Origin of the sequence: Cupriavidus sp. WKF15, from assembly GCF_029278605.1 — a bacterium.
Classification (GTDB): Bacteria; Pseudomonadota; Gammaproteobacteria; order Burkholderiales; family Burkholderiaceae; genus Cupriavidus.
On the sequence record NZ_CP119572.1, the window covers coordinates 1,079,791 to 1,099,350 of the forward strand.

Consider the following 19,560-nt stretch of genomic DNA (forward strand, 5'->3'; position numbering starts at 1 on the left):
TCCGCCTCACACCGTATGAACATCAGGAGAGTGGTATGCAGCAAAAGACCGTGCTGACGGCAGAAGACGTGAAAAAGATCATGGCCGCAGCAGAGGCCGAGGCAAAGGCGCACCAGTGGGCTGTCTCGATCGTAGTGGTGGACGATGGTGGCCACATGCTCGCCATGCAGCGCCTGGACGGCACTGCACCGATCTCGGCCTATATCGCGACGGAGAAGGCCCGCACTTCGGCCCTGGGCCGACGCGAATCGAAGGTCTACGAAGACATGATCAACAACGGCCGCTATTCCTTTATGACTGCCCCGACGCTGCAGGGCATGCTGGAAGGCGGCGTGCCCATCGTCTGCAATGAGCAGGTCGTCGGTGCGGTAGGCGTATCGGGTGTCAAGTCGACCGAAGACGCCCAGATCGCCCGTGCCGGAATTGCCGCGCTGGGCCTCTGATCCGTTTCGCCGGAAGTCCCGCAGCTGGCTGCGGGGCTGGCAAACGCGATACTGCCATCGGCAGGCCGTTCGGCCGGCCACCCTCTCACGTCTTGTGACGGCCCGCACTGCAGTGCCGGCGCCGTGTCATTCCCTTACTTCGTCAGGATCAGCTTGCCGTAGCGCGTGACGCGCAGTGTGTAGATCTCGCCGTTATGGCGGATCGGCAGCGTCGTGGCACCACGCATGATGGTTTCCAGTGCGACAGGCTCGCCCGCAGGCGCATTCGGACGGCTCTCGCGAACGAGGGCCTCCAGGCGGGCGGGAATGGCCGCCACAGCGGATTTCACGGATTCGAGCGCTGATGACGCAGGTGTATCGCGCCGGCCCTGAGGGGCAACTTCCACGCGCCGCAGCGACAGGCGGCGGCGGGTAACTTCACGGGGTTGCGACAGCGGCAGGGAAAGGGTGCTCATTATCTGGCTCCGTTCGGCAATGAGGGATTGGCTCGCACGCCGGGCGGCCGAGGTATGGCGCGTCACCGGGGCCGTGCTTGCGATGGGATGATCATAAATGAGAACCGTTATCATTTCAACGGTGGCGACCAATCGTTACATACTTGGCCCAGCGATACTGCCAAAGAAAAAAGGCATCCCGCGGGATGCCTTTTTTTGCATAGCAAGGTCAGACCATGCCTACTGTTTCGGTTCCGTGATGAAGCCGATCTTGCCCAGTCCACCATGCTGTGCGGCGGCCATGACCTCGGCCACGCGCTCATAGCGTACCTCGCGGTCCGCGCGCAGGTGCAGTTCAGGCTGCGGCTCCTGCTGGGCGGCCAGGGCAATGTTGTTCGCCAGCGCGGCATCGTCTACCTCGGTCTGGTTCCAGTAGACCTTGCCCTGGGCATCGATCGAGACGTTGATGCTCTGCGGCTTGGAATCGTTCGGCGTATTGCTTGCGCGCGGCAGATCGATCTTCACCGCATGATTGATGACCGGGATCGTGATGATGAAGATGATCAGCAGTACCAGCATGACGTCGACCAGCGGCGTCATGTTGATTTCGCTCATCACCTCGTCATCGTCGTCGAGGGTGCCAAATGCCATGATGACTTCCTTGATGCGGTGGTGTTACTGCCGTGCCGCGGCGAGCCGCACGGCGTTGTCTTCGGCTCGGGCGCCGGTCGGGCGGACGCGGGCGCCGGTCACGAAGTAGGCGTGCAGGTCGTGGGCAAAGCGGTTCAGCTTGGAGATGACCGACTTGTTGCCGCGCGTCAGCGCGTTGTAGCCGAGCACTGCCGGAATGGCCACGGCCAGGCCGAACGCCGTCATGATCAGTGCTTCACCGACCGGCCCGGCGACCTTGTCGATCGTCGGCACGCCCGAGGCGCCGATGCCGATCAGTGCATGATAGATGCCCCACACCGTGCCGAACAGGCCCACGAACGGCGCCGTGGAACCCACCGAAGCCAGCACCGCCAGGCCCGACTGCATGTGTGCCACAGCGTCGTCGATCGAGCTCTTGAGCGAACGCGTCAACCAGTCGGAAATATCCATGACGTCATGCAGCTGCGGCTGGCTGGCGCGGTGGTGCTGGGCGGCGTCCTTGCCGGCGATGGCCAGCGTGCGGAACGGGTTGGCGTCGCTGGCACCCAGCGTTTCCAGGGCATGGTCGAAGTCGTCCGAGTGCCAGAAGCGCTTTTCCGCGCCATGCGCCATCTTCTTCAGGCGAACCAGATCCCACGCCTTCGTAAGGATCACGATCCACGACAAGAGCGACATGATCAGCAGAATGATGGCCGTCGCACGCATGACGAAATCGCCTTGCGACCAGAGGTGGGAAAGTCCGAGGTCCTGCATGTTGGTTCCTGGTGAGTTCGTTGTTAGGTTGAGATCAGTTGAGTTCGAAGCCGATCGGCTGCTGCGCGGTCACGGCGATGGCGCGGCCGTTGTCCATGTACGGCTTGCAGCGCATGCGCTGGACCGCGTCCACGGCAGCCTGGTCCAGGCGGGACGATCCGCTGGAGGATACTACGGACGTCTTGACCACCTTGCCGGATTCATCCGTTGTCAGGCGCACCACGGTCTTGCCGGTCTCGCCCATGCGGCGGGACTGGGCCGGATAATTCGGCTGCGGCGGCGAGCACTGGATCTCGCCGATGCCCACGGCGCGCGGCGCGGCGGAGACCGGTGCCGGCTCGGGCGCGGGTGCCGCGGCAGCAGGGGGCGTCGGCGGTGTCGGTGGTGCTTCGATCGCAGTGGGCGACGGCGGCAGCGCGGCAACCGGTTGCGGAACCGGCTTGGGCTGGGGTGGCGTCGGCCGCGGCGTGGTGACCTTCACCTGCCTGGGCGGCGTTTCCGTCTTGGGCTTGGGTGGCTCCGGCGCGGGCGCGGGCGGCTTGGGCTGCTCAAGCGGAATGATGCGGGCGATGATCTCCGGGGCGATCACCGCCTCGGTCATCTTGCGGCCCAGGCCACTCTGGATGAGGTAAAGCAGGCCGGCGTGGAACAGCAGGACGGCGAGCGTAATCTTGAAGAAGCGTTGATCGAACATGAGGTGAACAACAGAGTCTGCCAGCCGGCACAGAGTCACTTGCGATAGAACAGGATCAGCGAGATACCACATCCGACCAGCAAACTAACAAGCAATTCCATGATAAACGCTCCTGCAACAGGGTTTGCCGGGGAGCGCCACTCTCTGGCGGCGTGTCAGGTTGCGAGTATAAACGATAATGATTCTTATTTGTTGTGATTTGTGCGTCGCAGCTGGAAATTTATCCGAAGGCCAGTTATACCCCCAAATCCAGACAACGTTGCGAGTGGGTGGCCGGTAGCACAGAGACTGGCCAGTCGCGGGGCCTGCGGAATGGGCCGCAAGCCGCAAAGCGCGCTAGCATAGGAAAAAGACTGCGAGCGTGGTGGTACGCCCGTTGCGGTGTCGCAATCGGGTGCACGGGGATGAGGCCATGGACTTCACACGTTTTGCTGACGAGGACCGCGCGAAAATACTGCGCCCCGGCCCGGGAATCTCGGCCAGTTCGGCCCTGGACTGGATGTGCGCCCAGTTTGCCTTGCGGGTCGTCTGTGCGCTGGGTCCGCGCTTCAATCTGCGCAGCAATATCAATGACGTGCTCACGGTCAGCGCCCAGGAGATGGTGTGGCCGTATGGTGTCGTGCTGCGCGTGCAGCGCTTCCTGTCTGCCCGTTGCGCCGATATGCCCGCGTGGAAAGGGGCGGGGCGCCTGACGCCCGAGGAGTTCCTGGAACGCCACGGCCAGTGGAACAGCGCTTTCGACGAGAGTGCCCTGTTCTACTACCTCGACGAGTACGTCAAGCACCATGCCAAGGATATGTTTGCGGTGTTCGATGCCTCGGCTGCGGCGATCGCATCGCGGCTCGATGGCGAACGTGTGCTGCTGGTGCGCAACATCGACATGCTCAGCCATGTGCTTGACCTGCCCGAGCACGAGCGCAAGCTGTTGCTGTTCGCTGCATTGGCCAAGTACAAGCGCGACCTGCGCGCCGTGATGGTGGACTGCAAGGTGGCCCATAGCCAGGAGGCATTCCAGATCCTGTCCGGACTGACCGGCGCGAGCCCGGCGGACGTAGCCGCCTCGCTGCGGCCCGGCTCGCGCCTGGAGACGCTGAACCTGATCGAGCAGCCATTGCCCGAGAACAGCGTGACCGACCTCGGCGACCTGATGCGCCTGTCCGACCGCCTGCTGCATGTGCTGCTTGGCAACTATGCCAATGAGGCCGAGATGATGGCGGTGTTCACGCGCCCGGCCGCACCGCCTACGCTGGCGGTTTCGGACTATCCGCATGTCGAGACCGATGCTCGTTACCTCACTGCACTGCTTTCGAATGGCACGCGCCAGCATGCCGCAGGCGTGAACGTGCTGATCTACGGCCCGCCCGGCACTGGCAAAACCGAGTTCGCGAGGCTACTGGCGTGCGAGGCCGGTTGCGAGCTGTACGAGGTCGACTGCCTGGACCGCGACGGCAACAGCCTGTCGGGCAAGGATCGCTACCGCTCGCTGCAGGTGTCGCAGGCCTTCCTGCGCGGACGGCCGCGTACCGCGCTGCTGTTCGACGAAGTCGAGGACGTTTTCCCTGGCAGCTCGCGCGAGCTGATGAGCCTGTTTGGCCAGGAGGACGCGCGCGCCTCGGTGAACGGCAAGGCCTGGGTCAACCAGACGCTGGAGCAGAACCCCGTCCCTGTGATCTGGATCTCGAATTCGATCCGGCAGATCGACCCCGCCTACTTGCGCCGCTTCCAGTTCCACCTGGAACTGAAGATCCCGCCGCCACTGGTGCGCGAGAACATCATCCGCAAGCACCTGGGCGGGCTGGACGTCAGCGATGGATTCATCACCGCGCTGGCGGGACGCAAGTCGCTGACGCCGGCGCAGGTACAGTCGGCCGCGCGCTTCGTGCAGCTCGCGCGGCCGGACGTGGATGAGCCGGTCGAGGCCCTGATCATGCGCCAGCTCGAACATGCCGACCGCGCCATGGGGCTGCGGCCGGAAGCCGAGGCCAGGCCGGTCGTGACGCACTACCGTCTCGACAACCTGCATCTCGAAACACGCTACGAAGTCGCCAAGATCATCGAGGCGCTGCGCGTGCGGCAGCGTGGCACGCTGTGCTTCTATGGTCCGCCGGGTACGGGCAAGACCGCGCTGGCCGAGCATATTGCCGCGGCGCTGGACCTGCCGCTGATGATCCGGCGCGCCTCGGACCTGATGAGCAAGTACGTGGGCGAGACCGAGCAGCAGATTGCTGCCATGTTCGCCCGGGCCGAGGAAGACGGCGCCGTGCTGCTGCTGGACGAGGCCGACAGCTTCATGCAAAGCCGCCAGCAGGCCGTGCGCAACTATGAGGTATCGGAAGTCAACGAGATGCTGCAGGGCATGGAGCGCTTCAACGGCATCTTTATCTGCACCACCAACCTGTTCGACCGCATCGACGAGGCCGCCTTGCGCAGGTTCTCGTTCAAGATCCGCTTCCTGCCGCTGAAGGCCGGTCAGCGCGCCACGATGTTTGTCGATGAAGCGCTGGACGGTGACGAGGCCCGGCTGACGGACGCCATGCGGCACGAGCTGGACGCCATGGACTGCCTGACCCCCGGCGACTTCGCCACGGTCAAGCGCCAGTGCGTGCTGCTCGGCGATTCGCTCACGCCGGAAGAGTTTCTCGCGCAATTGCGGCACGAGCACGCGGTCAAGCCCGACGTGCGCGCGCACCGTCCGCTGGGCTTCCTGAAGTAGGCGTCAGAAAGCAGGGGCGGGTTCGATCGTCACCGTTTCCGCCTGCGCCTCGATATGCAGCAGCGTGGCCGCCATCTGCCGCAGGTGGGCGGCATCCTTGGTCGAGGCGAAGCGGTCTTGCGGGACGGCGTCGGGTGCGGTCGCCAGCGCGTGCTCCACCAGCTTGCGGGCCAGCTGGCGCGCAATGGCACTGCCGGTATCGACCAGGGCCAGTTGCTCGCCAACCATCTCGCGGATGGTGTCGGAGAGGAAAGGGTAATGGGTGCAGCCGAGTACCAGCGTGTCGGCGCCTGCCTCCAGCATCGGCGTCAGGTAATTGTCCAGCCGCCCGCGTATGTCCGGGCCATTGATGTCGCCTTGCTCGATCAGCGGCACCAGCCCCAGGCCGGCTTCGCAGATGAACCGGCTTTCGCCGTCCAGTGATGCAAGCAAGCGTGCGAACTTTGCACTCCTGAGCGTATTGGCGGTGGCAAGCACGCCTACCACTTTGCTGCGGCTGGCCGCCGCGGCTGGCTTGAGGCCGGGCTCCACGCCGATGATCGGTACTGCCAGCGCCTGGCGCAGCAGCTCCACGGCGTGGCCGGTGGCGGTATTGCAGGCGATGACGAGCGCCTTGCAGCCTTGCGCCAGCAGCCATTCGCAGGCCTGCAGCGTGCGTGCCTGCACGAACGACTCCGGCTTCTCGCCATAAGGCGCGTACTTCGAGTCGGCCAGGTAGAGCAGCGACTCTTGCGGCAGCAATGCGCGGATCTCGCGCAGCACGGACAGGCCGCCAAGGCCGGAATCGAAGACGCCGATGGGAGCGGGGTTCACGTTGGGCAAGGGGAAAGGCGGGGGTGGAAAAAAAGCCGGGGAGAACCCGGCTTTTTCATGCAAGCGTGCAATCTTACAGCGCCGCGACCGGAATCTTGCCGATCTTGGCCTGCCATTCGGCAGGGCCGGTCTTGTGCACCGAGGTGCCTTCGCTGTCCACGGCGACGGTCACCGGCATGTCCTTGACGTCGAACTCGTAGATAGCTTCCATGCCGAGGTCTTCGAAGCCGACCACCTTGGCTTCCCGGATCGCCTTGGCCACCAGGTAAGCGGCGCCGCCCACGGCCATCAGGTAGGCCGACTTGTGCTTCTTGATGGCCTCGATCGCCACCGGGCCGCGCTCGGCCTTGCCGATCATCGAGATCAGGCCGGTCTCGGCCAGCATCATCTCGGTGAACTTGTCCATGCGCGTGGCGGTGGTGGGACCGGCCGGGCCGACGGCTTCATCGCGCACCGGATCGACCGGGCCGACGTAGTAGATCACGCGGTTCTTGAAGTCCACCGGCAGCTTCTCGCCCTTGGCCAGCATGTCGGCGATGCGCTTGTGCGCGGCGTCGCGGCCCGTCAGCATCTTGCCGTTGAGCAGCAGGGTCTGGCCCGGCTTCCACGAGGCGACTTCTTCCGGCGTCAGCGTGTTCAGGTCGACGCGCTTGGAGGTTTCGGTGTTCGGTGCCCACTCGACCTTCGGCCATTGCGACAGGTCAGGCGCTTCGAGCTTGGCCGGGCCGCTGCCGTCCAGCGTGAAGTGCGCATGGCGGGTCGCGGCGCAGTTCGGGATCATCGCCACCGGCTTGGACGCGGCGTGCGTCGGGCTGGCCATGATCTTGACGTCCAGCACGGTGGCCAGGCCGCCCAGGCCCTGTGCGCCGATGCCCAGCGCGTTGACCTTCTCATACAGCTCGACGCGCAGTTCCTCGATCCAATCCTTCGGACCGCGGGCGATGATGTCCTGGATATCGATCGATTCCATCAACGATTCCTTGGCCATGACCATCGCCTTCTCGGCGGTGCCGCCGATGCCGATGCCCAGCATGCCCGGCGGGCACCAGCCGGCGCCCATGGTCGGTACGGTCTTCAGCACCCAGTCGACGATGGAATCGGACGGGTTCAGCATCACGAACTTGGACTTGTTCTCCGAGCCGCCGCCCTTGGCCGCGACCTGGATGTCGACGGTGTTGCCCGGCACGATCTCGTAGTGAATCACGGCCGGGGTGTTGTCCTTGGTGTTCTTGCGGGCGCCTTCGGGCGGGCTGACGATCGAGGCGCGCAGCACGTTGTCCGGATGGGTGTAGCCGCGGCGCACGCCCTCGTTGATCATGTCCGTCAGGCTCATGGTGGCGCCATCCCAGCGCACGTCCATGCCGACCTTGACGAAGACCGTGACGATGCCGGTGTCCTGGCAGATCGGGCGCTTGCCTTCTGCGCACATGCGGCTGTTGGTCAGGATCTGCGCGATCGCATCCTTGGCGGCGGGACTCTGCTCCAGCTCATAGGCGCGGCCCAGGCTGGTGATGTAGTCCATCGGATGGTAGTAGCTGATGTACTGCAGGGAGTCGGCGACGCTCTGGATGAGGTCTTCTTGCTTGATGACGGTCATTTTGTGGGGGGTGGCAGCGGTGAAACACAGCCCGAAATCATACACCGAGCCGGGGCGCTCTGCCCGCCTGCATACAGGCGTCCACAAGGCTCCGCGTGCTTTTTTCACCATATGGCGACGTAGGCGGCGTCCCAAATGAAGAACCGCGGCGCCAGGCCGCAGTCCGGGTGAGGCCAGCGTGGTTCGCTGCCTTAGTGTGCTTCAGGCGCCATATGAACGCTGACTGGATGGGAAGTCATGCGATCCACCCAGGCCATTGCCAGGGCGGACAACAGGAAAGCGAGGTGGATGGCCACCTGCCACATGATGGTATGGGTCGAGCGCTGTTCCGCGTCGATGAAGGTCTTGAGCAGGTGGATCGACGAGATGCCGATCAGCGCCATCGATAGCTTGACCTTGAGCACGCCGGCATTGACGTGGTCGAGCCATTCGGGCTCATCGGGGTGGTTGTCGATACCCAGGCGCGAGACGAAGGTCTCGTAGCCGCCCACGATCACCATGATCAGCAGGTTGGAGATCATCACCACGTCGATCAGGCCCAGCACCACCAGCATGATCTTGTTCTCGTCGTACTCGGTCACGTGCGACAGCAAATGCCACACCTCGACCATGAAGTGATAGACGTAGACGCCTTGCGCGACGATCAGGCCGAGGTACAGCGGCAGCTGGAGCCAGCGCGAGGCAAAGATGAGGCGGGGGATGGGGCGCATCGAAGATTGGGCCATGGGCAATCGGGCAGAAAAGTCTATGTAACAAGACAATCGAAATAGCGTTCGATTGTACCGTGCCCATATTGTGCGCTGCGATGCCTGTCACTTCCTGAAACGTTTCAGGCCGGGTCCCGCAATCCCCGGCGGGCCAATGGCCCCGGCCAGCTCGCGAGCACGATGCCGCCTAGCACGCAGCCCAGTGCCACGGCGTGCGGCCAGCCTGGCGTCTCGCCCAGGAAGACGATGCCGTAGGCGGCAGCGGCCACCGGCAGCACCGACGTGAATACGCCCGCGAGCTGGGCCGGTACGTGCCGGATGCCCTTCATCCACAGCCAGAACGAGAACACGCTCGCGGACAATGCGTACCACAGCAGCATGAGCCAGGTTTGCATCGGCACGGTGGACAGGTCGAAGTCGAGCAGGGGGATGAAGCCCAGCGGCAGCATCAGCAGGCCGCCAATCAGGTGCGTGTAGGCACAGATCTCGATGGCAGCCAGCGTCTGCGTCAGTCGGCGCGACAGGATGACGTAGGTCGATTCGCAGACCACCGCACCCAGGATCATCAGGTTGCCGAGCAGGGCCTGGCTGCCTCCGCTGCCCGCGCCATGCGAACTGCCGCGCGCCACGTTCAGTACGGCCACGCCGGCCACTGCCAGCAGCACCGATGCCACCGTCCGGCGCGATAGCCGTTCGCGCAACCACAGCCAGGACAGGATAGCCACCGTCGCGGGGATGGTGCTGGTAATCACGCCAGCGGCCATCGCGCTGGTCAGGCGCACGCCATTGAGCATCAGCAGCGTGAACAGGAAGGTGCCGAAGAACGCCTGCAGGAACAGGTTGCGCCATTCGGCACGCGACACCTGGCGCATGCGCGCAGGCCGGTACCACGGCGACAGGCAGACGATGGCGATGACAAAGCGCAGCAGCGCGAACAGCAGCACCGGCACATGCGCGATGATCGATTTGCCCAGGCCGACGTTGCTGCCGACGAGTGCCATCGAGGCGATCAGGAAGAACGGGTAGATGGACACGGATGCTGCCTCGGGAGTGAGCACGAAGCCCTTTGTGCGGGCAGGGTGCGGGCAGGGTGTGGGCGATCCGCAGACACCGGCGTCGGCGCGCTGTGGACGCTCAGGCGCCCGAATATCGGGCCGAGGGATTATAGCTGTGCTAGCCTAATGAAGAAGGCTGCACATTCCTTGCTGGGCATCCGACGCGCAGGTTTATTGCTTTGCAGCAAAGATCCGGCGGCGATGCCGCAGCGTGGGGAGCGTCAGGTTTAAGTAAGCCGCTGCGCGTAATTTGGCAGCCAAGCCGTTCAGTCAAATACCAGGAGACCCGCCTATGTCCACCATCGAATCGGTGATGCAAGAGCATCGCGTTTTCAATCCGCCCGAGTCCTTCGTCCGGCAAGCGACGATCTCGGGCATGGATGCCTACCACGCGCTGTGTGCCGAGGCGGAGCGCGACTACGAGGGCTTCTGGGGCAGCCGCGCGCGCGCCCTGCTGCACTGGAACAAGCCGTTCACCAAGGTGCTCGACGAGAGCGATGCGCCGTTCTACAAGTGGTTCGAGGATGGCGAGCTCAATGCCTCGTACAACTGCCTGGACCGCAATCTGCAGAACGGCAATGCCGACAAGACGGCGATTGTGTTCGAGGCTGACGATGGCGCCGTGACGCGCGTGTCCTACCGCGATCTGCACGCCAGGGTCTGCCACTTTGCCAATGGACTGAAGGCACTCGGCATCAAGACGGGCGACCGCGTGGTGATCTACATGCCGATGTCGATCGAAGGCGTCGTGGCGATGCAGGCCTGCGCCCGCCTGGGCGCCACGCATTCGGTCGTGTTCGGCGGCTTCTCGGCCAAGTCGCTGCAGGAGCGGCTGGTGGACGTTGGCGCCGTGGCGCTGATCACCGCCGATGAGCAGATGCGCGGCGGCAAGGCGCTGCCGCTCAAGGCGATTGCCGATGACGCGCTCGCGCTTGGTGACTGCGAGGCGGTGAAGCACGTGATCGTCTATCGCCGCACCGGCGGCAAGGTCAACTGGACTGAAGGCCGCGACCGCTGGATGGAAGACGTCTCGGCCGGCCAGCCCGATACCTGCGAGGCCGTGCCCGTGAGCGCCGAGCATCCGCTGTTCGTGCTCTACACCTCGGGCTCGACCGGCAAGCCCAAGGGCGTGCAGCACGGCACCGGCGGCTACCTGCTGTGGGCGCTGATGACGATGCAGTGGACCTTCGACATCAAGCCCGACGATCTCTTCTGGTGCACCGCCGATATCGGCTGGGTCACCGGCCACACCTACATCGCCTATGGTCCGCTGGCCGCGGGCGCGACCCAGATCATCTTCGAAGGCGTGCCGACCTATCCGAACGCCGGCCGCTTCTGGGACATGATCGCGCGCCACAAGGTCAGCATCTTCTACACCGCGCCGACGGCGATCCGCTCGCTGATCAAGGCCGCCGAGGCCGACGAGAAGATCCACCCGAAGCAGTATGACCTGTCGAGCCTGCGCCTGCTCGGCACGGTGGGCGAGCCGATCAACCCCGAAGCGTGGATGTGGTACCACAAGAACATCGGCAACGAGCGCTGCCCGATCGTCGACACCTTCTGGCAGACCGAGACCGGGGGCCACATGATCACGCCGCTGCCGGGCGCGACGCCGCTGGTGCCGGGTTCGTGCACGCTGCCGCTGCCGGGCATCATGGCGGCGATTGTCGACGAGACCGGGCAGGATGTACCGAATGGCGCGGGCGGCATCCTGGTGGTCAAGCGCCCTTGGCCGGCGATGATCCGCACCATCTGGGGCGATCCGGAACGGTTCAAGAAGAGCTATTTCCCCGAAGAGCTGGGCGGCAAGCTCTACCTGGCCGGCGATGGCTCGATCCGCGACAAGGAGACGGGCTACTTCACCATCATGGGCCGCATCGATGATGTGCTGAACGTGTCGGGGCACCGCATGGGCACGATGGAGATCGAGTCGGCGCTGGTTGCCAACCCGATCGTGGCCGAAGCCGCGGTGGTGGGCCGTCCGGATGACACCACTGGCGAGGCGATCTGTGCGTTCGTGGTGCTCAAGCGCGCGCGTCCGTCGGATGCCGAGGCGCAGAAAATCGCCACGGAGCTGCGCAACTGGGTGGCCAAGGAAATCGGCCCGATCGCCAAGCCGAAGGACATCCGCTTCGGTGATAACCTGCCGAAGACGCGCTCGGGCAAGATCATGCGGCGTCTGCTGCGTTCGCTGGCCAAGGGGGAGGAAATCACGCAGGACACCTCCACGCTGGAAAATCCCGCAATCCTTGATCAACTCAAGCAGGCGCAGTAACCGGATCATCCGGTAGCGCCCAGCCCGACCGAACCCGCCGCCGCGCTCAGCGCGCCGGCGGGTTCTTCACTGTCGTTCCCCCTCAACTGCCAGACCGCTCTGCCTATGCCCGACGCCCAGTCGCGTTTCCGCCGCCGGCTGATGCTGTACTACGGCCTGTTCACGCTGGGTTTGTTCGGCTTCGTCGGCATGATGGGGCTGCTAGAGAAATCCAATGCCGATGCGCTCTGGCTCGGCTATGTCTTTCTCTTTATCACGATCGCGATCTACGCCTGCATCGGCCTGATCTGCCGCACCTCGGATCTCAACGAATACTACGTGGCCGCGCGGCGCGTGCCCGCCATGTTCAACGGCATGGCGATCGCGGCCGACTGGATGAGCGCGGCATCTTTCATCGGCCTGGCGGGCATCCTGTTCGCGTCCGGCTATGAAGGCCTGGCCTACGTGATGGGGTGGACCGGCGGCTATTGCCTGGTCGCGTTCCTGCTCGCGCCGTATCTGCGCAAGTACGGGGGTTATACCATTCCCGATTTCCTGGCGGCGCGCTACGGCAATGGCAAGCCGGGCGGCAATCTGCCGGTGCGCGCCATCGCGGTACTGGCGGCATCGCTGTGCTCGTTTGTCTACCTTGTCGCGCAGATCCAGGGCGTAGGCCTCGTGGTCACGCGCTTTATCGGCGTGGAGTTCGCGGTCGGCATATTCTTCGGGCTGGCCGGCATCCTGGTCTGCTCGTTCCTGGGCGGCATGCGCGCCGTGACATGGACCCAGGTGGCGCAGTACATCATGATGATCGTCGCCTTCCTCGTCACGGTTTCGATGATTGCGTGGAAGCACCATCAGGAAGTCGTGCCGCAACTGAGCTATGGCCCGCTGCTGTCACAGCTGGACCAGCGCGAGCGGCAACTCGAGCGCGAGCCGGCCGAGCAGGCAGTACGAGAGTACTACCGGCAGCAGGCCATCCAGATGCAGGACCGCATCGCGCGGTTGCCGGAATCGTTCGCCGAAGAGCGCGACGCGCTCGACGCGCGGCTTCGGGACCTGCGCGGGCGCAATGCGCCGCTGCGGGAGATCAAGGCGGTAGAACGTGAACGCATCGAATTCCCCGCCGATGCGGCCGCCGCGAAGCAGCAGTGGAACCAGATGCGCGAAGACGCGCTCGCGCGCAGCCAGCCTTCCACGCCATCGACCGAGCCCTATCCCTCGGCCTCGGAACACGAGCGCGGGAACAAGCGGCTGAACTTCGTATTGCTGGTGTTCTGCCTGATGGTGGGGACTGCCAGCCTGCCGCACATTCTCACGCGCCTGTACACCACGCCCTCGGTGAAGGAAACGCGCAACTCCGTGGCGTGGGCTGTGCTCTGCATCGCCTTGCTATACGTATCAGCCCCCACGCTGGCGGCATTGGTCAAATACGAGTTCTTCCAGCATGTGGTCGGCACGCCTTATGCCGAGCTGCCGCAGTGGGTCGTGCAGTGGCGCAAGGTCGATCCGCCTGTGTTCGCCCTGCGCGATGTCAATGGCGACGGCATCGTGCAATGGGCGGAAATCCTGCTGCAGCCCGACATGATCGTGCTGGCGGCGCCGGAGATTGCCGGGCTGCCTTACGTGATATCCGGGCTGATCGCCGCCGGCGCGCTGGCGGCCGCGCTGTCCACCGCGGACGGCTTGTTGCTGACGATCGCCAATGCCCTGTCGCACGACGTTTTCTATCACATGGTCGACCGCCAGGCGAGCCACCAGCGGCGCGTCACCACGGCCAAGATCGTGCTGCTAGGGGTAGCGCTGTTCGCGTCGTACGTCACCTCCCTGCGTCCTGGCAATATCCTGTTCCTGGTCGGCGCTGCCTTCTCGCTGGCAGCCTCCAGCTTCTTCCCGGTACTGGTGCTGGGCATCTTCTGGCGCCGCACCACCGCCGCCGGCGCGGTAGCGGGCATGGCCGCGGGGCTTGGCATCTCGGTCTACTACATATTCGTCAACTATCCGTTCTTTACCCGCATGACCGGGATTTTCGGCGACCGGTGGTTCGGCGTGGACCCGATTGCGTCTGGGGCATTCGGCGTTCCGGCGGGCTTTGCCGCGGCCATCCTGGTCAGCCTGGTCACGCCACGGAACGCGCCTGTGATCGACCGCCTGGTGAGCTACTTGCGAAAGGGGTAGGGCGGAAGATCACGAAACGCTGGACGCGTTGCCGGGCTCTGCTATAATCGCTGACTTCCCGGAGAGATGGATGAGTGGTTTAAGTCGCACGCCTGGAAAGCGTGTATAGGTTAACAGCCTATCGGGGGTTCGAATCCCCCTCTCTCCGCCACACATTCTGTAAGGCTTTGCGGGTTAGCGACAGCTGACGGCAGGGTTATAAAAAGGGCTTGGGTCATCGACCCCAGCCCTTTTTGTTTGCCTGCACGATTGCAATTCCGAGGAGGGGCGTAACGCTTTGATACAGCTGCCCAAAGCCGCTTTCGCTATTCTGGCGCCCCCGATGCCGCACATCTGCCTAATGTCCCGAACATCCCGAACAGCCGGCCTGACCCTGTTTCTCTGCTTCTTCCTGGTCTCGCCAGTGACGCGCGCCGATAGTACCGAGTACAAGGAAAAATTTCGCGACGGCCCGTGCAAGGTCGAGCGCAAGCAAAAGGGCGATGGCGAGTACAAGGAGAAGCGAAAATGCAAAGGCGGTCCGCCTGGCTATGAGCAAAAGCAGAAGTACCGCGAAGGCCCCTGCCTGATCGAGCGCGAGTGGAAAGACAACGGTGACTATGAGGAGAAGGTCGAATGCAAGCGCTCGTGAGTGCATGCGTTGACGGCCGGTGATCCAGGTTGGCGGCCAGCGCAGGCTCACTATTCGACTATTCGAACCTGCCCGCGCGCAGTGAAGATTGACCCGGGTGGGTGATGCGGCCAGCCTGCCCGCGACGTAGACTGGCCTCACGTAGGTGCCGGATCTCCTCCAGCCTACAGGTCCTTCAGCCCCTCGAGGCCCCCGCACCGAGGGGCTTTTCTCTGCGCGCAGATTTTATTGGCCTCGACACCTCTCCGTTCCTTGTCGGACTTCCTCCGATACCGGACGCCTCGCGCAAGAGCTATCACCAAGTCATGGCAGCATCTGCAAGGAGGCCATCATGCAAGCACGATTGGCGCCTCGGAACATCCAGGAGGACCTCAAGGAGCTGGATGACACGGAACGGTCCATTGAGCGCCTGGGGCAGCGCATTCACGCGCAGGAGCGACGGATCGCGGAACTCAAGCGGGACGGCATTGAAAGCAATAGCGCCGAGCAAATCCGTGCCAGGCTATGCGATAGCCTCAGCGATCTGGTCAAGCATCGAGCGCTGATTTTGCATGACATGACCTATCCAGGTTAAGGGGACGGGCGCCGTTTGCAAACGACGGCCAGGCGCGTCAAGGCGTCTGACGGCCAACCGGCCTCACGCTCGGCATGCCGCCGATGTTCTCGATGCGCGGCAGTGCGCCCATGGCAATATGCTGCCTGACTGCATCCATCAGTTCCGCAGTGTTCCACTGGCCCTTGCCGATTGCCGAAGAGGCGTCGCCTGTGACGGAAAAGCGCCCGCCGCAGCGTGCGCAGCGATACACGCAATCGCCATGGAGCTGATCGCGACGGTCACGCCAACGTCGCGCAAGATCGCCGCACAGCAAGCAGGGCACGGCTGTGATCGAGCTCACGATATGACCTTCAGGTCGCGCCTATCCTCGCCAGGAGTCGCTTTCTCATTCCGTGAAGTCCTTGCTGGCGCGTCCTCCGTCCCTGCGCTGCGTAGCCGGACCGTCCCGCCCTCCCTGCATATTTCCAGCACGGCGTGCTCCTTCCTGGCGTAGTGCCAGCCAGCAGCAATAGCCGCATCCAGCGTAGCGAAATGAAGCGGGGCGGGCAGGCCAGCTGATTGCATGGACCACCCCAAGGCAGCTGGCGAAACGCGAACAATTCGCGAAGGTATGCCCGTCTCCTTGAACAGGGTAGCGGAGTACTGTATCGGAAGTCTTCGCAGCGAGTCCCTGTTCAGAAAGGAAGGATTTTGGCCGCGTTGTTATGAATTCGAGGGGCGGACGACATTCATCGCTTTCGCTTTTCCTGGCCACCTTATGCGCCATTTGCATAGGCTGCCGTCTCGCACTGTGAAAGAATCGGACATCCCTTCCAACGCGCCCGCACCATGTCCGAACCCACCGTCTACCTCAATGGGGAATTGACTCCCTTGTCCGAAGCCCGCATCCCTGTGCTGGACCGCGGCTTCATCTTCGGCGATGGCATCTACGAAGTCATCCCGATCTACCACGGCAAGCCGTTCCGCGGCGCCCAGCACCTGGCGCGCCTTGCGCGCAGTCTGGCAGCAATCGGCATTCCCGATCCGCACAGCGAATCCGAATGGCTGGCGCTGATTGCACGCGTGGTGGAAGCCAATGGACTCTCCGACCAGATGGTGTACATCCAGGTCACGCGCGGCGTGGCGCGGCGGGCGCACGCCTTTCCCAAGGCGGTCACGCCGACGGTGCTGATCATGACCAATCCAATGGTGCTGCCGTCGGCGGAGGCCGTTGCAAAGGGCGTAGCATGCGTGACGATGGAGGACCGCCGCTGGCTGAATTGCCAGATCAAGTCGACCTCGCTGCTCGGCAATGTGCTGGCTGCGGAACACGCTGCCGAGCATGGCGTGACCGAGGCTATCCAGTTCCGTGATGGCTGGCTCACGGAAGCCTCGTCGTCCAATGTGTGGGTGGTGCGCAAAGGCCGGGTATTGGCGCCGCCCAAGGACAACCTCATCCTGGAGGGCATCCGCTACGGCCTGATGGAGGAACTCTGCGAGACGTTCGATATCTCGCTGGAGGCGCGCCGTATCTCGCGTGACGAGGTCTTCGGCGCCGATGAGGTCTTGCTGTCGTCGGCAAGCAAGGAGCTGCTGCCGGTGGTGTCCATTGACGGGCAGGTTATCGGCACCGGCGTGCCCGGGCCGGTATTCCGCAAGCTCTACGACGCCTATCAGGCTGCGAAGGCCTCGCTTTGAGCGGCCGGGTACGCACGTGCTAGCATGGCTGCCGAACCGCTCCGGGAGATTGCCATGGCCAAGCGCGAGCGCGGCCGCCGCGCCTTGCAGGACGAGGTGAGCCGGCGAGTGCAGCAGATCGACGAAATCGGCGAGGATGGCGCCAGGATTCGCGTGCCGATGCCTGAGCCGCACCCGCGTGATGCACGCGGACGTAACTGGGATATGAAGGGCTTCGGCAAGGGCACCGGCTACGAGGCCGGCATCCGCGCCGTGGTCGACAAGGTGCGCGACGAGTTCGATCTGTCGGACTCGATCGAGAACCGCGCGCCGAATCCATTCGGCGGCTGAGCCCTGGACGCCTGCTCCACGGTGTCGCTGTGGAAGGCACGGGTCATGACTGGTCCTGGATGGTCTCCAGGCGTGGCTCCGCACTCTGCCAGGCCCCGCCAGACCGGCGCTTGGCGCCGTACATGGCTGCGTCGGCCGCGTGCAGCAGCCCCTGGCTGCCCCGCGCATGCACCGGGAACACGGCTATGCCAATGCTAAGTGATGCGGTGATGCAGGTGCCATCGGGCAAATGGACAGGCTCGGGGATCCGTTGCAGGACCTGCTCGGCGATCTGGACGGCGTCTGCGGGCGCGCGCAAGGACGTGGTCAGCACGGCGAACTCGTCGCCCCCCAGGCGGGCGACTACATCGCCCTCCCGCACGCCTGCGCGGATGCGTTGCGCCAGGGCTATCAGCACGGCGTCTCCGGCAGCATGGCCAAAGCGGTCATTGATGCCCTTGAAGTCATCACTGTCGAGATAGAGCAGGGCTGCATAGCCGGTGCTTGCAGCCGCGGCGCGTACGGCGAGTTCCAGCAATTCCTCGAACGCTGACCGGTTGAGCAGGCCGGTCAGCGAGTCATGGCTGGCACGATGAGCGAGCGACCGGTTCTCGTGCTGCATCTGGTGTTGCCAGGTTTCCAGTTCGTCGAGCAGGCCGTTGAAGTCGTCGCCAAGCGCATTCAACTCCTCGATGCGGGCGGGTGGCGTGCGCTGGGCAAAATCGCGCTCCGAACGCACGGCGTGGGCCACGCGCATCAGGTTGCGCAGCGGTTCGACGATCTGCGCCAGCATGCGGCTCGACATGTAGTGCGCGCTGACCGCCGTCAGCAGCAGACAGGCGAGCAGGCCCAGCCCGCCCTGCAGCAGGAAGTGCAGCAGATTGGAAGGGTCGCCGGTCATGCGCAGGATACCGACCGGCCTGGCGTCATGCAGAATCGGCTGCTCGATCACGCCAGTACTGAGCAGTTCCCCGATGGTGTGCCGCAAGCCGTCACGGCGTTCGTGGCCCGGACGCTGCCAGTCCGCCAGGACGCGGTTATCCGGGTCCAGTACCGTGGCGCGCGACACATCTTCGGACTCGGCAATCAGGGCCAGGGTCTCGCTGGCGGCAGCCTTGTCGTGGAACACCACGGGCGCTTCGAGCGTATAGGCGATCGAGCGCGCCACCAGCCGCAGGTTGTGGTCGGCATAGACCCGCAATGCCGTGAGGCCCAGCGCGGTCAGCGAGAGCCCCGCCGTGCAGACCGCCAGCAGCGCCACGCCAAGGTGGATGCGGCGCAGCGCACCGTAGAGGGTAGGGCGTTGCCGGCCATTGGCAAGCCGCGATCCAGGCTTCATGACGATGCGCCCCGGCGCCGGCCCAGTTGCAGCACGGCCGGATGGACATGGACACCGCTGCGGGCGAGCGAATCGAGATTTACGCGGAACGACACCTGGCTCTCGCGGATGTTCAGGCAGAACATGCTGCCAACCTCACACTCGAAGTCCTCTTCGCTGATGACCAGCACTGGCCGGCCCGTCAGTTCCGCGGCAAGGCGCTGGCGCCGGGCGTCGGTCATGGTGCCAAGATAGAGCGCATCGCACTGGCTCGCGAGCGGTTCCGACATGACATCGACTTCGCGCGTGCGCACCTGGCGGCCGTTGCTCAGCGCCCCGCCTTCGAGCAGGCGGGCCGGATACTGGCTGGTATTGTCCACGCAGAGGCGAATCGACTCCCGCTCGGCCGGCCAGTGCGCGTAGCCGAGCAGGCTGAAGACGACCCGCGCCACCATGTCGGCGCGTTGCGGGGCGGGTTGAGCGATCGCGCCCGGCGGCAATACGGCTGGCACGATAGCCAGCACGGTAGCCGCCAGCAGGCGCAGGCAGTAGCGGAAGGGGCTTCGGTTCCGCCTGGGGCGGATTCTGGCGGGGGCGCGAGCCATGAGGTGGGTGAAATGTGCGTACGGCCTGATCGGGTTGTCCTGGGCCCGCTCTTGCATGGAACGCAGTGCGTTCCATGGCGTTCTCGTTTTGATCGGGCCGGGACGCAGGTTGGGGGCGGTTCCCGGCATTGTCTGAGGCGGTTATCGGCAGGATCGACGCAATCCTGAATCG

Annotated in this window: 19 protein-coding genes and 1 tRNA gene; 9 read left to right on the forward strand and 11 right to left on the reverse strand. The window is 64.3% G+C overall.

Annotation, left to right across the window (positions count from 1 at the left end; all coding sequences use genetic code 11):
- Nucleotides 1–35: 35 nt before the first annotated feature.
- A complete protein-coding gene (locus CupriaWKF_RS05170; RefSeq protein WP_211949045.1) occupies nucleotides 36–443 on the forward strand; it encodes a heme-binding protein in 408 nt (135 codons plus the stop codon).
- Between the two features lie 134 nt (nucleotides 444–577).
- Here CupriaWKF_RS05170 and CupriaWKF_RS05175 read toward each other — a convergent pair whose 3' ends face one another.
- The 4 genes from CupriaWKF_RS05175 to CupriaWKF_RS05190 all read right to left on the reverse strand — a co-directional run bounded on the left by CupriaWKF_RS05175 (nucleotide 578) and on the right by CupriaWKF_RS05190 (nucleotide 2,975).
- Nucleotides 578–898: a hemin uptake protein HemP gene (locus tag CupriaWKF_RS05175; protein WP_276099942.1), complete on the reverse strand. Its 321-nt coding sequence runs from the start codon at nucleotides 896–898 to the stop codon at nucleotides 578–580.
- A 219-nt stretch (nucleotides 899–1,117) separates the two neighbouring features.
- The gene (locus CupriaWKF_RS05180; protein ID WP_276099943.1) at nucleotides 1,118–1,528 is read right to left on the reverse strand and encodes a biopolymer transporter ExbD; all 411 of its coding nucleotides are present in this window, start codon (nucleotides 1,526–1,528) and stop codon (nucleotides 1,118–1,120) included.
- Between the two features lie 24 nt (nucleotides 1,529–1,552).
- Entirely contained in the window at nucleotides 1,553–2,281 is a 729-nt protein-coding gene (locus CupriaWKF_RS05185; RefSeq protein ID WP_276099944.1) for a MotA/TolQ/ExbB proton channel family protein, read from the reverse strand.
- Nucleotides 2,282–2,315: 34 nt separating this feature from the next.
- On the reverse strand, nucleotides 2,316–2,975 hold the full coding sequence (locus CupriaWKF_RS05190) for an energy transducer TonB (RefSeq protein ID WP_276099945.1): 660 nt from the start codon (nucleotides 2,973–2,975) through the stop codon (nucleotides 2,316–2,318).
- 412 nt (nucleotides 2,976–3,387) lie between these two features.
- On the opposite strand from CupriaWKF_RS05190, the gene CupriaWKF_RS05195 reads away from it, so the two are divergent.
- Nucleotides 3,388–5,688, forward strand: a complete 2,301-nt coding sequence (locus tag CupriaWKF_RS05195) for an ATP-binding protein (protein ID WP_276099946.1) — start codon at nucleotides 3,388–3,390, stop codon at nucleotides 5,686–5,688.
- A gap of 3 nt (nucleotides 5,689–5,691) precedes the next feature.
- On the opposite strand, the gene murI is transcribed toward CupriaWKF_RS05195, so the two are convergent.
- The 4 genes from murI to CupriaWKF_RS05215 all read right to left on the reverse strand — a co-directional run bounded on the left by murI (nucleotide 5,692) and on the right by CupriaWKF_RS05215 (nucleotide 9,839).
- The gene (gene murI, locus CupriaWKF_RS05200; protein ID WP_276099947.1) at nucleotides 5,692–6,501 is read right to left on the reverse strand and encodes a glutamate racemase; all 810 of its coding nucleotides are present in this window, start codon (nucleotides 6,499–6,501) and stop codon (nucleotides 5,692–5,694) included.
- 73 nt (nucleotides 6,502–6,574) lie between these two features.
- Nucleotides 6,575–8,098, reverse strand: a complete 1,524-nt coding sequence (locus CupriaWKF_RS05205) for a fumarate hydratase (RefSeq protein WP_276099948.1) — start codon at nucleotides 8,096–8,098, stop codon at nucleotides 6,575–6,577.
- 191 nt (nucleotides 8,099–8,289) lie between these two features.
- Nucleotides 8,290–8,823 carry a TIGR00645 family protein gene (locus CupriaWKF_RS05210; protein WP_276099949.1) on the reverse strand — a complete coding sequence of 178 codons (534 nt, stop codon included), beginning with the start codon at nucleotides 8,821–8,823 and terminating at the stop codon, nucleotides 8,290–8,292.
- A gap of 104 nt (nucleotides 8,824–8,927) precedes the next feature.
- Nucleotides 8,928–9,839, reverse strand: a complete 912-nt coding sequence (locus tag CupriaWKF_RS05215; RefSeq protein ID WP_276099950.1) for a DMT family transporter — start codon at nucleotides 9,837–9,839, stop codon at nucleotides 8,928–8,930.
- Nucleotides 9,840–10,152: 313 nt separating this feature from the next.
- Between CupriaWKF_RS05215 and acs the strand changes: the two genes are divergently transcribed.
- From acs to CupriaWKF_RS05240, 5 genes are all read left to right on the forward strand, one after another.
- Nucleotides 10,153–12,135, forward strand: a complete 1,983-nt coding sequence (gene acs, locus CupriaWKF_RS05220; protein WP_276099951.1) for an acetate--CoA ligase — start codon at nucleotides 10,153–10,155, stop codon at nucleotides 12,133–12,135.
- Between the two features lie 105 nt (nucleotides 12,136–12,240).
- Nucleotides 12,241–14,292, forward strand: coding sequence for a VC_2705 family sodium/solute symporter (locus tag CupriaWKF_RS05225; RefSeq protein WP_276099952.1), 2,052 nt, complete (start codon nucleotides 12,241–12,243; stop codon nucleotides 14,290–14,292).
- Between the two features lie 60 nt (nucleotides 14,293–14,352).
- Nucleotides 14,353–14,443 (forward strand) — tRNA-Ser (locus tag CupriaWKF_RS05230).
- Nucleotides 14,444–14,632: 189 nt separating this feature from the next.
- Entirely contained in the window at nucleotides 14,633–14,923 is a 291-nt protein-coding gene (locus tag CupriaWKF_RS05235) for a hypothetical protein (protein ID WP_276099953.1), read from the forward strand.
- A gap of 331 nt (nucleotides 14,924–15,254) precedes the next feature.
- Nucleotides 15,255–15,497 carry a hypothetical protein gene (locus CupriaWKF_RS05240; RefSeq protein WP_276099954.1) on the forward strand — a complete coding sequence of 81 codons (243 nt, stop codon included), beginning with the start codon at nucleotides 15,255–15,257 and terminating at the stop codon, nucleotides 15,495–15,497.
- Between the two features lie 37 nt (nucleotides 15,498–15,534).
- Here CupriaWKF_RS05240 and CupriaWKF_RS05245 read toward each other — a convergent pair whose 3' ends face one another.
- Nucleotides 15,535–15,819, reverse strand: a complete 285-nt coding sequence (locus tag CupriaWKF_RS05245) for a hypothetical protein (protein ID WP_276099955.1) — start codon at nucleotides 15,817–15,819, stop codon at nucleotides 15,535–15,537.
- A gap of 488 nt (nucleotides 15,820–16,307) precedes the next feature.
- On the opposite strand from CupriaWKF_RS05245, the gene CupriaWKF_RS05250 reads away from it, so the two are divergent.
- Nucleotides 16,308–17,156: a D-amino acid aminotransferase gene (locus tag CupriaWKF_RS05250; RefSeq protein ID WP_276099956.1), complete on the forward strand. Its 849-nt coding sequence runs from the start codon at nucleotides 16,308–16,310 to the stop codon at nucleotides 17,154–17,156.
- A gap of 54 nt (nucleotides 17,157–17,210) precedes the next feature.
- On the forward strand, nucleotides 17,211–17,486 hold the full coding sequence (locus CupriaWKF_RS05255; protein ID WP_276100671.1) for a hypothetical protein: 276 nt from the start codon (nucleotides 17,211–17,213) through the stop codon (nucleotides 17,484–17,486).
- Between the two features lie 43 nt (nucleotides 17,487–17,529).
- Here CupriaWKF_RS05255 and CupriaWKF_RS05260 read toward each other — a convergent pair whose 3' ends face one another.
- Both CupriaWKF_RS05260 and CupriaWKF_RS05265 read right to left on the reverse strand, forming a co-directional pair.
- A complete protein-coding gene (locus CupriaWKF_RS05260; RefSeq protein ID WP_276099957.1) occupies nucleotides 17,530–18,804 on the reverse strand; it encodes a diguanylate cyclase in 1,275 nt (424 codons plus the stop codon).
- On the reverse strand, nucleotides 18,801–19,388 hold the full coding sequence (locus CupriaWKF_RS05265; protein ID WP_276099958.1) for a YfiR family protein: 588 nt from the start codon (nucleotides 19,386–19,388) through the stop codon (nucleotides 18,801–18,803). The genes CupriaWKF_RS05260 and CupriaWKF_RS05265 overlap by 4 nt, the downstream gene beginning before the upstream one ends.
- Between the last annotated feature and the right edge of the window lie 172 nt (nucleotides 19,389–19,560).

What these genes read in the sequence shown, in the direction of transcription:
- CupriaWKF_RS05255 (WP_276100671.1), top strand. Translation starts at nt 17,211, where the DNA reads ATGGCCAAGCGCGAGCGCGGCCGCCGCGCCTTGCAGGACGAGGTGAGC.
- CupriaWKF_RS05180 (WP_276099943.1), bottom strand. Translation starts at nt 1,528, where the DNA reads ATGGCATTTGGCACCCTCGACGACGATGACGAGGTGATGAGCGAAATC.
- CupriaWKF_RS05175 (WP_276099942.1), bottom strand. Translation starts at nt 898, where the DNA reads ATGAGCACCCTTTCCCTGCCGCTGTCGCAACCCCGTGAAGTTACCCGC.
- CupriaWKF_RS05235 (WP_276099953.1), top strand. Translation starts at nt 14,633, where the DNA reads ATGTCCCGAACATCCCGAACAGCCGGCCTGACCCTGTTTCTCTGCTTC.
- acs (WP_276099951.1), top strand. Translation starts at nt 10,153, where the DNA reads ATGTCCACCATCGAATCGGTGATGCAAGAGCATCGCGTTTTCAATCCG.
- CupriaWKF_RS05250 (WP_276099956.1), top strand. Translation starts at nt 16,308, where the DNA reads ATGTCCGAACCCACCGTCTACCTCAATGGGGAATTGACTCCCTTGTCC.
- CupriaWKF_RS05260 (WP_276099957.1), bottom strand. Translation starts at nt 18,804, where the DNA reads ATGAAGCCTGGATCGCGGCTTGCCAATGGCCGGCAACGCCCTACCCTC.
- CupriaWKF_RS05190 (WP_276099945.1), bottom strand. Translation starts at nt 2,975, where the DNA reads ATGTTCGATCAACGCTTCTTCAAGATTACGCTCGCCGTCCTGCTGTTC.
- CupriaWKF_RS05265 (WP_276099958.1), bottom strand. Translation starts at nt 19,388, where the DNA reads ATGGCTCGCGCCCCCGCCAGAATCCGCCCCAGGCGGAACCGAAGCCCC.
- CupriaWKF_RS05240 (WP_276099954.1), top strand. Translation starts at nt 15,255, where the DNA reads ATGCAAGCACGATTGGCGCCTCGGAACATCCAGGAGGACCTCAAGGAG.
- CupriaWKF_RS05225 (WP_276099952.1), top strand. Translation starts at nt 12,241, where the DNA reads ATGCCCGACGCCCAGTCGCGTTTCCGCCGCCGGCTGATGCTGTACTAC.
- CupriaWKF_RS05195 (WP_276099946.1), top strand. Translation starts at nt 3,388, where the DNA reads ATGGACTTCACACGTTTTGCTGACGAGGACCGCGCGAAAATACTGCGC.
- CupriaWKF_RS05205 (WP_276099948.1), bottom strand. Translation starts at nt 8,098, where the DNA reads ATGACCGTCATCAAGCAAGAAGACCTCATCCAGAGCGTCGCCGACTCC.
- CupriaWKF_RS05170 (WP_211949045.1), top strand. Translation starts at nt 36, where the DNA reads ATGCAGCAAAAGACCGTGCTGACGGCAGAAGACGTGAAAAAGATCATG.
- CupriaWKF_RS05185 (WP_276099944.1), bottom strand. Translation starts at nt 2,281, where the DNA reads ATGCAGGACCTCGGACTTTCCCACCTCTGGTCGCAAGGCGATTTCGTC.
- CupriaWKF_RS05210 (WP_276099949.1), bottom strand. Translation starts at nt 8,823, where the DNA reads ATGGCCCAATCTTCGATGCGCCCCATCCCCCGCCTCATCTTTGCCTCG.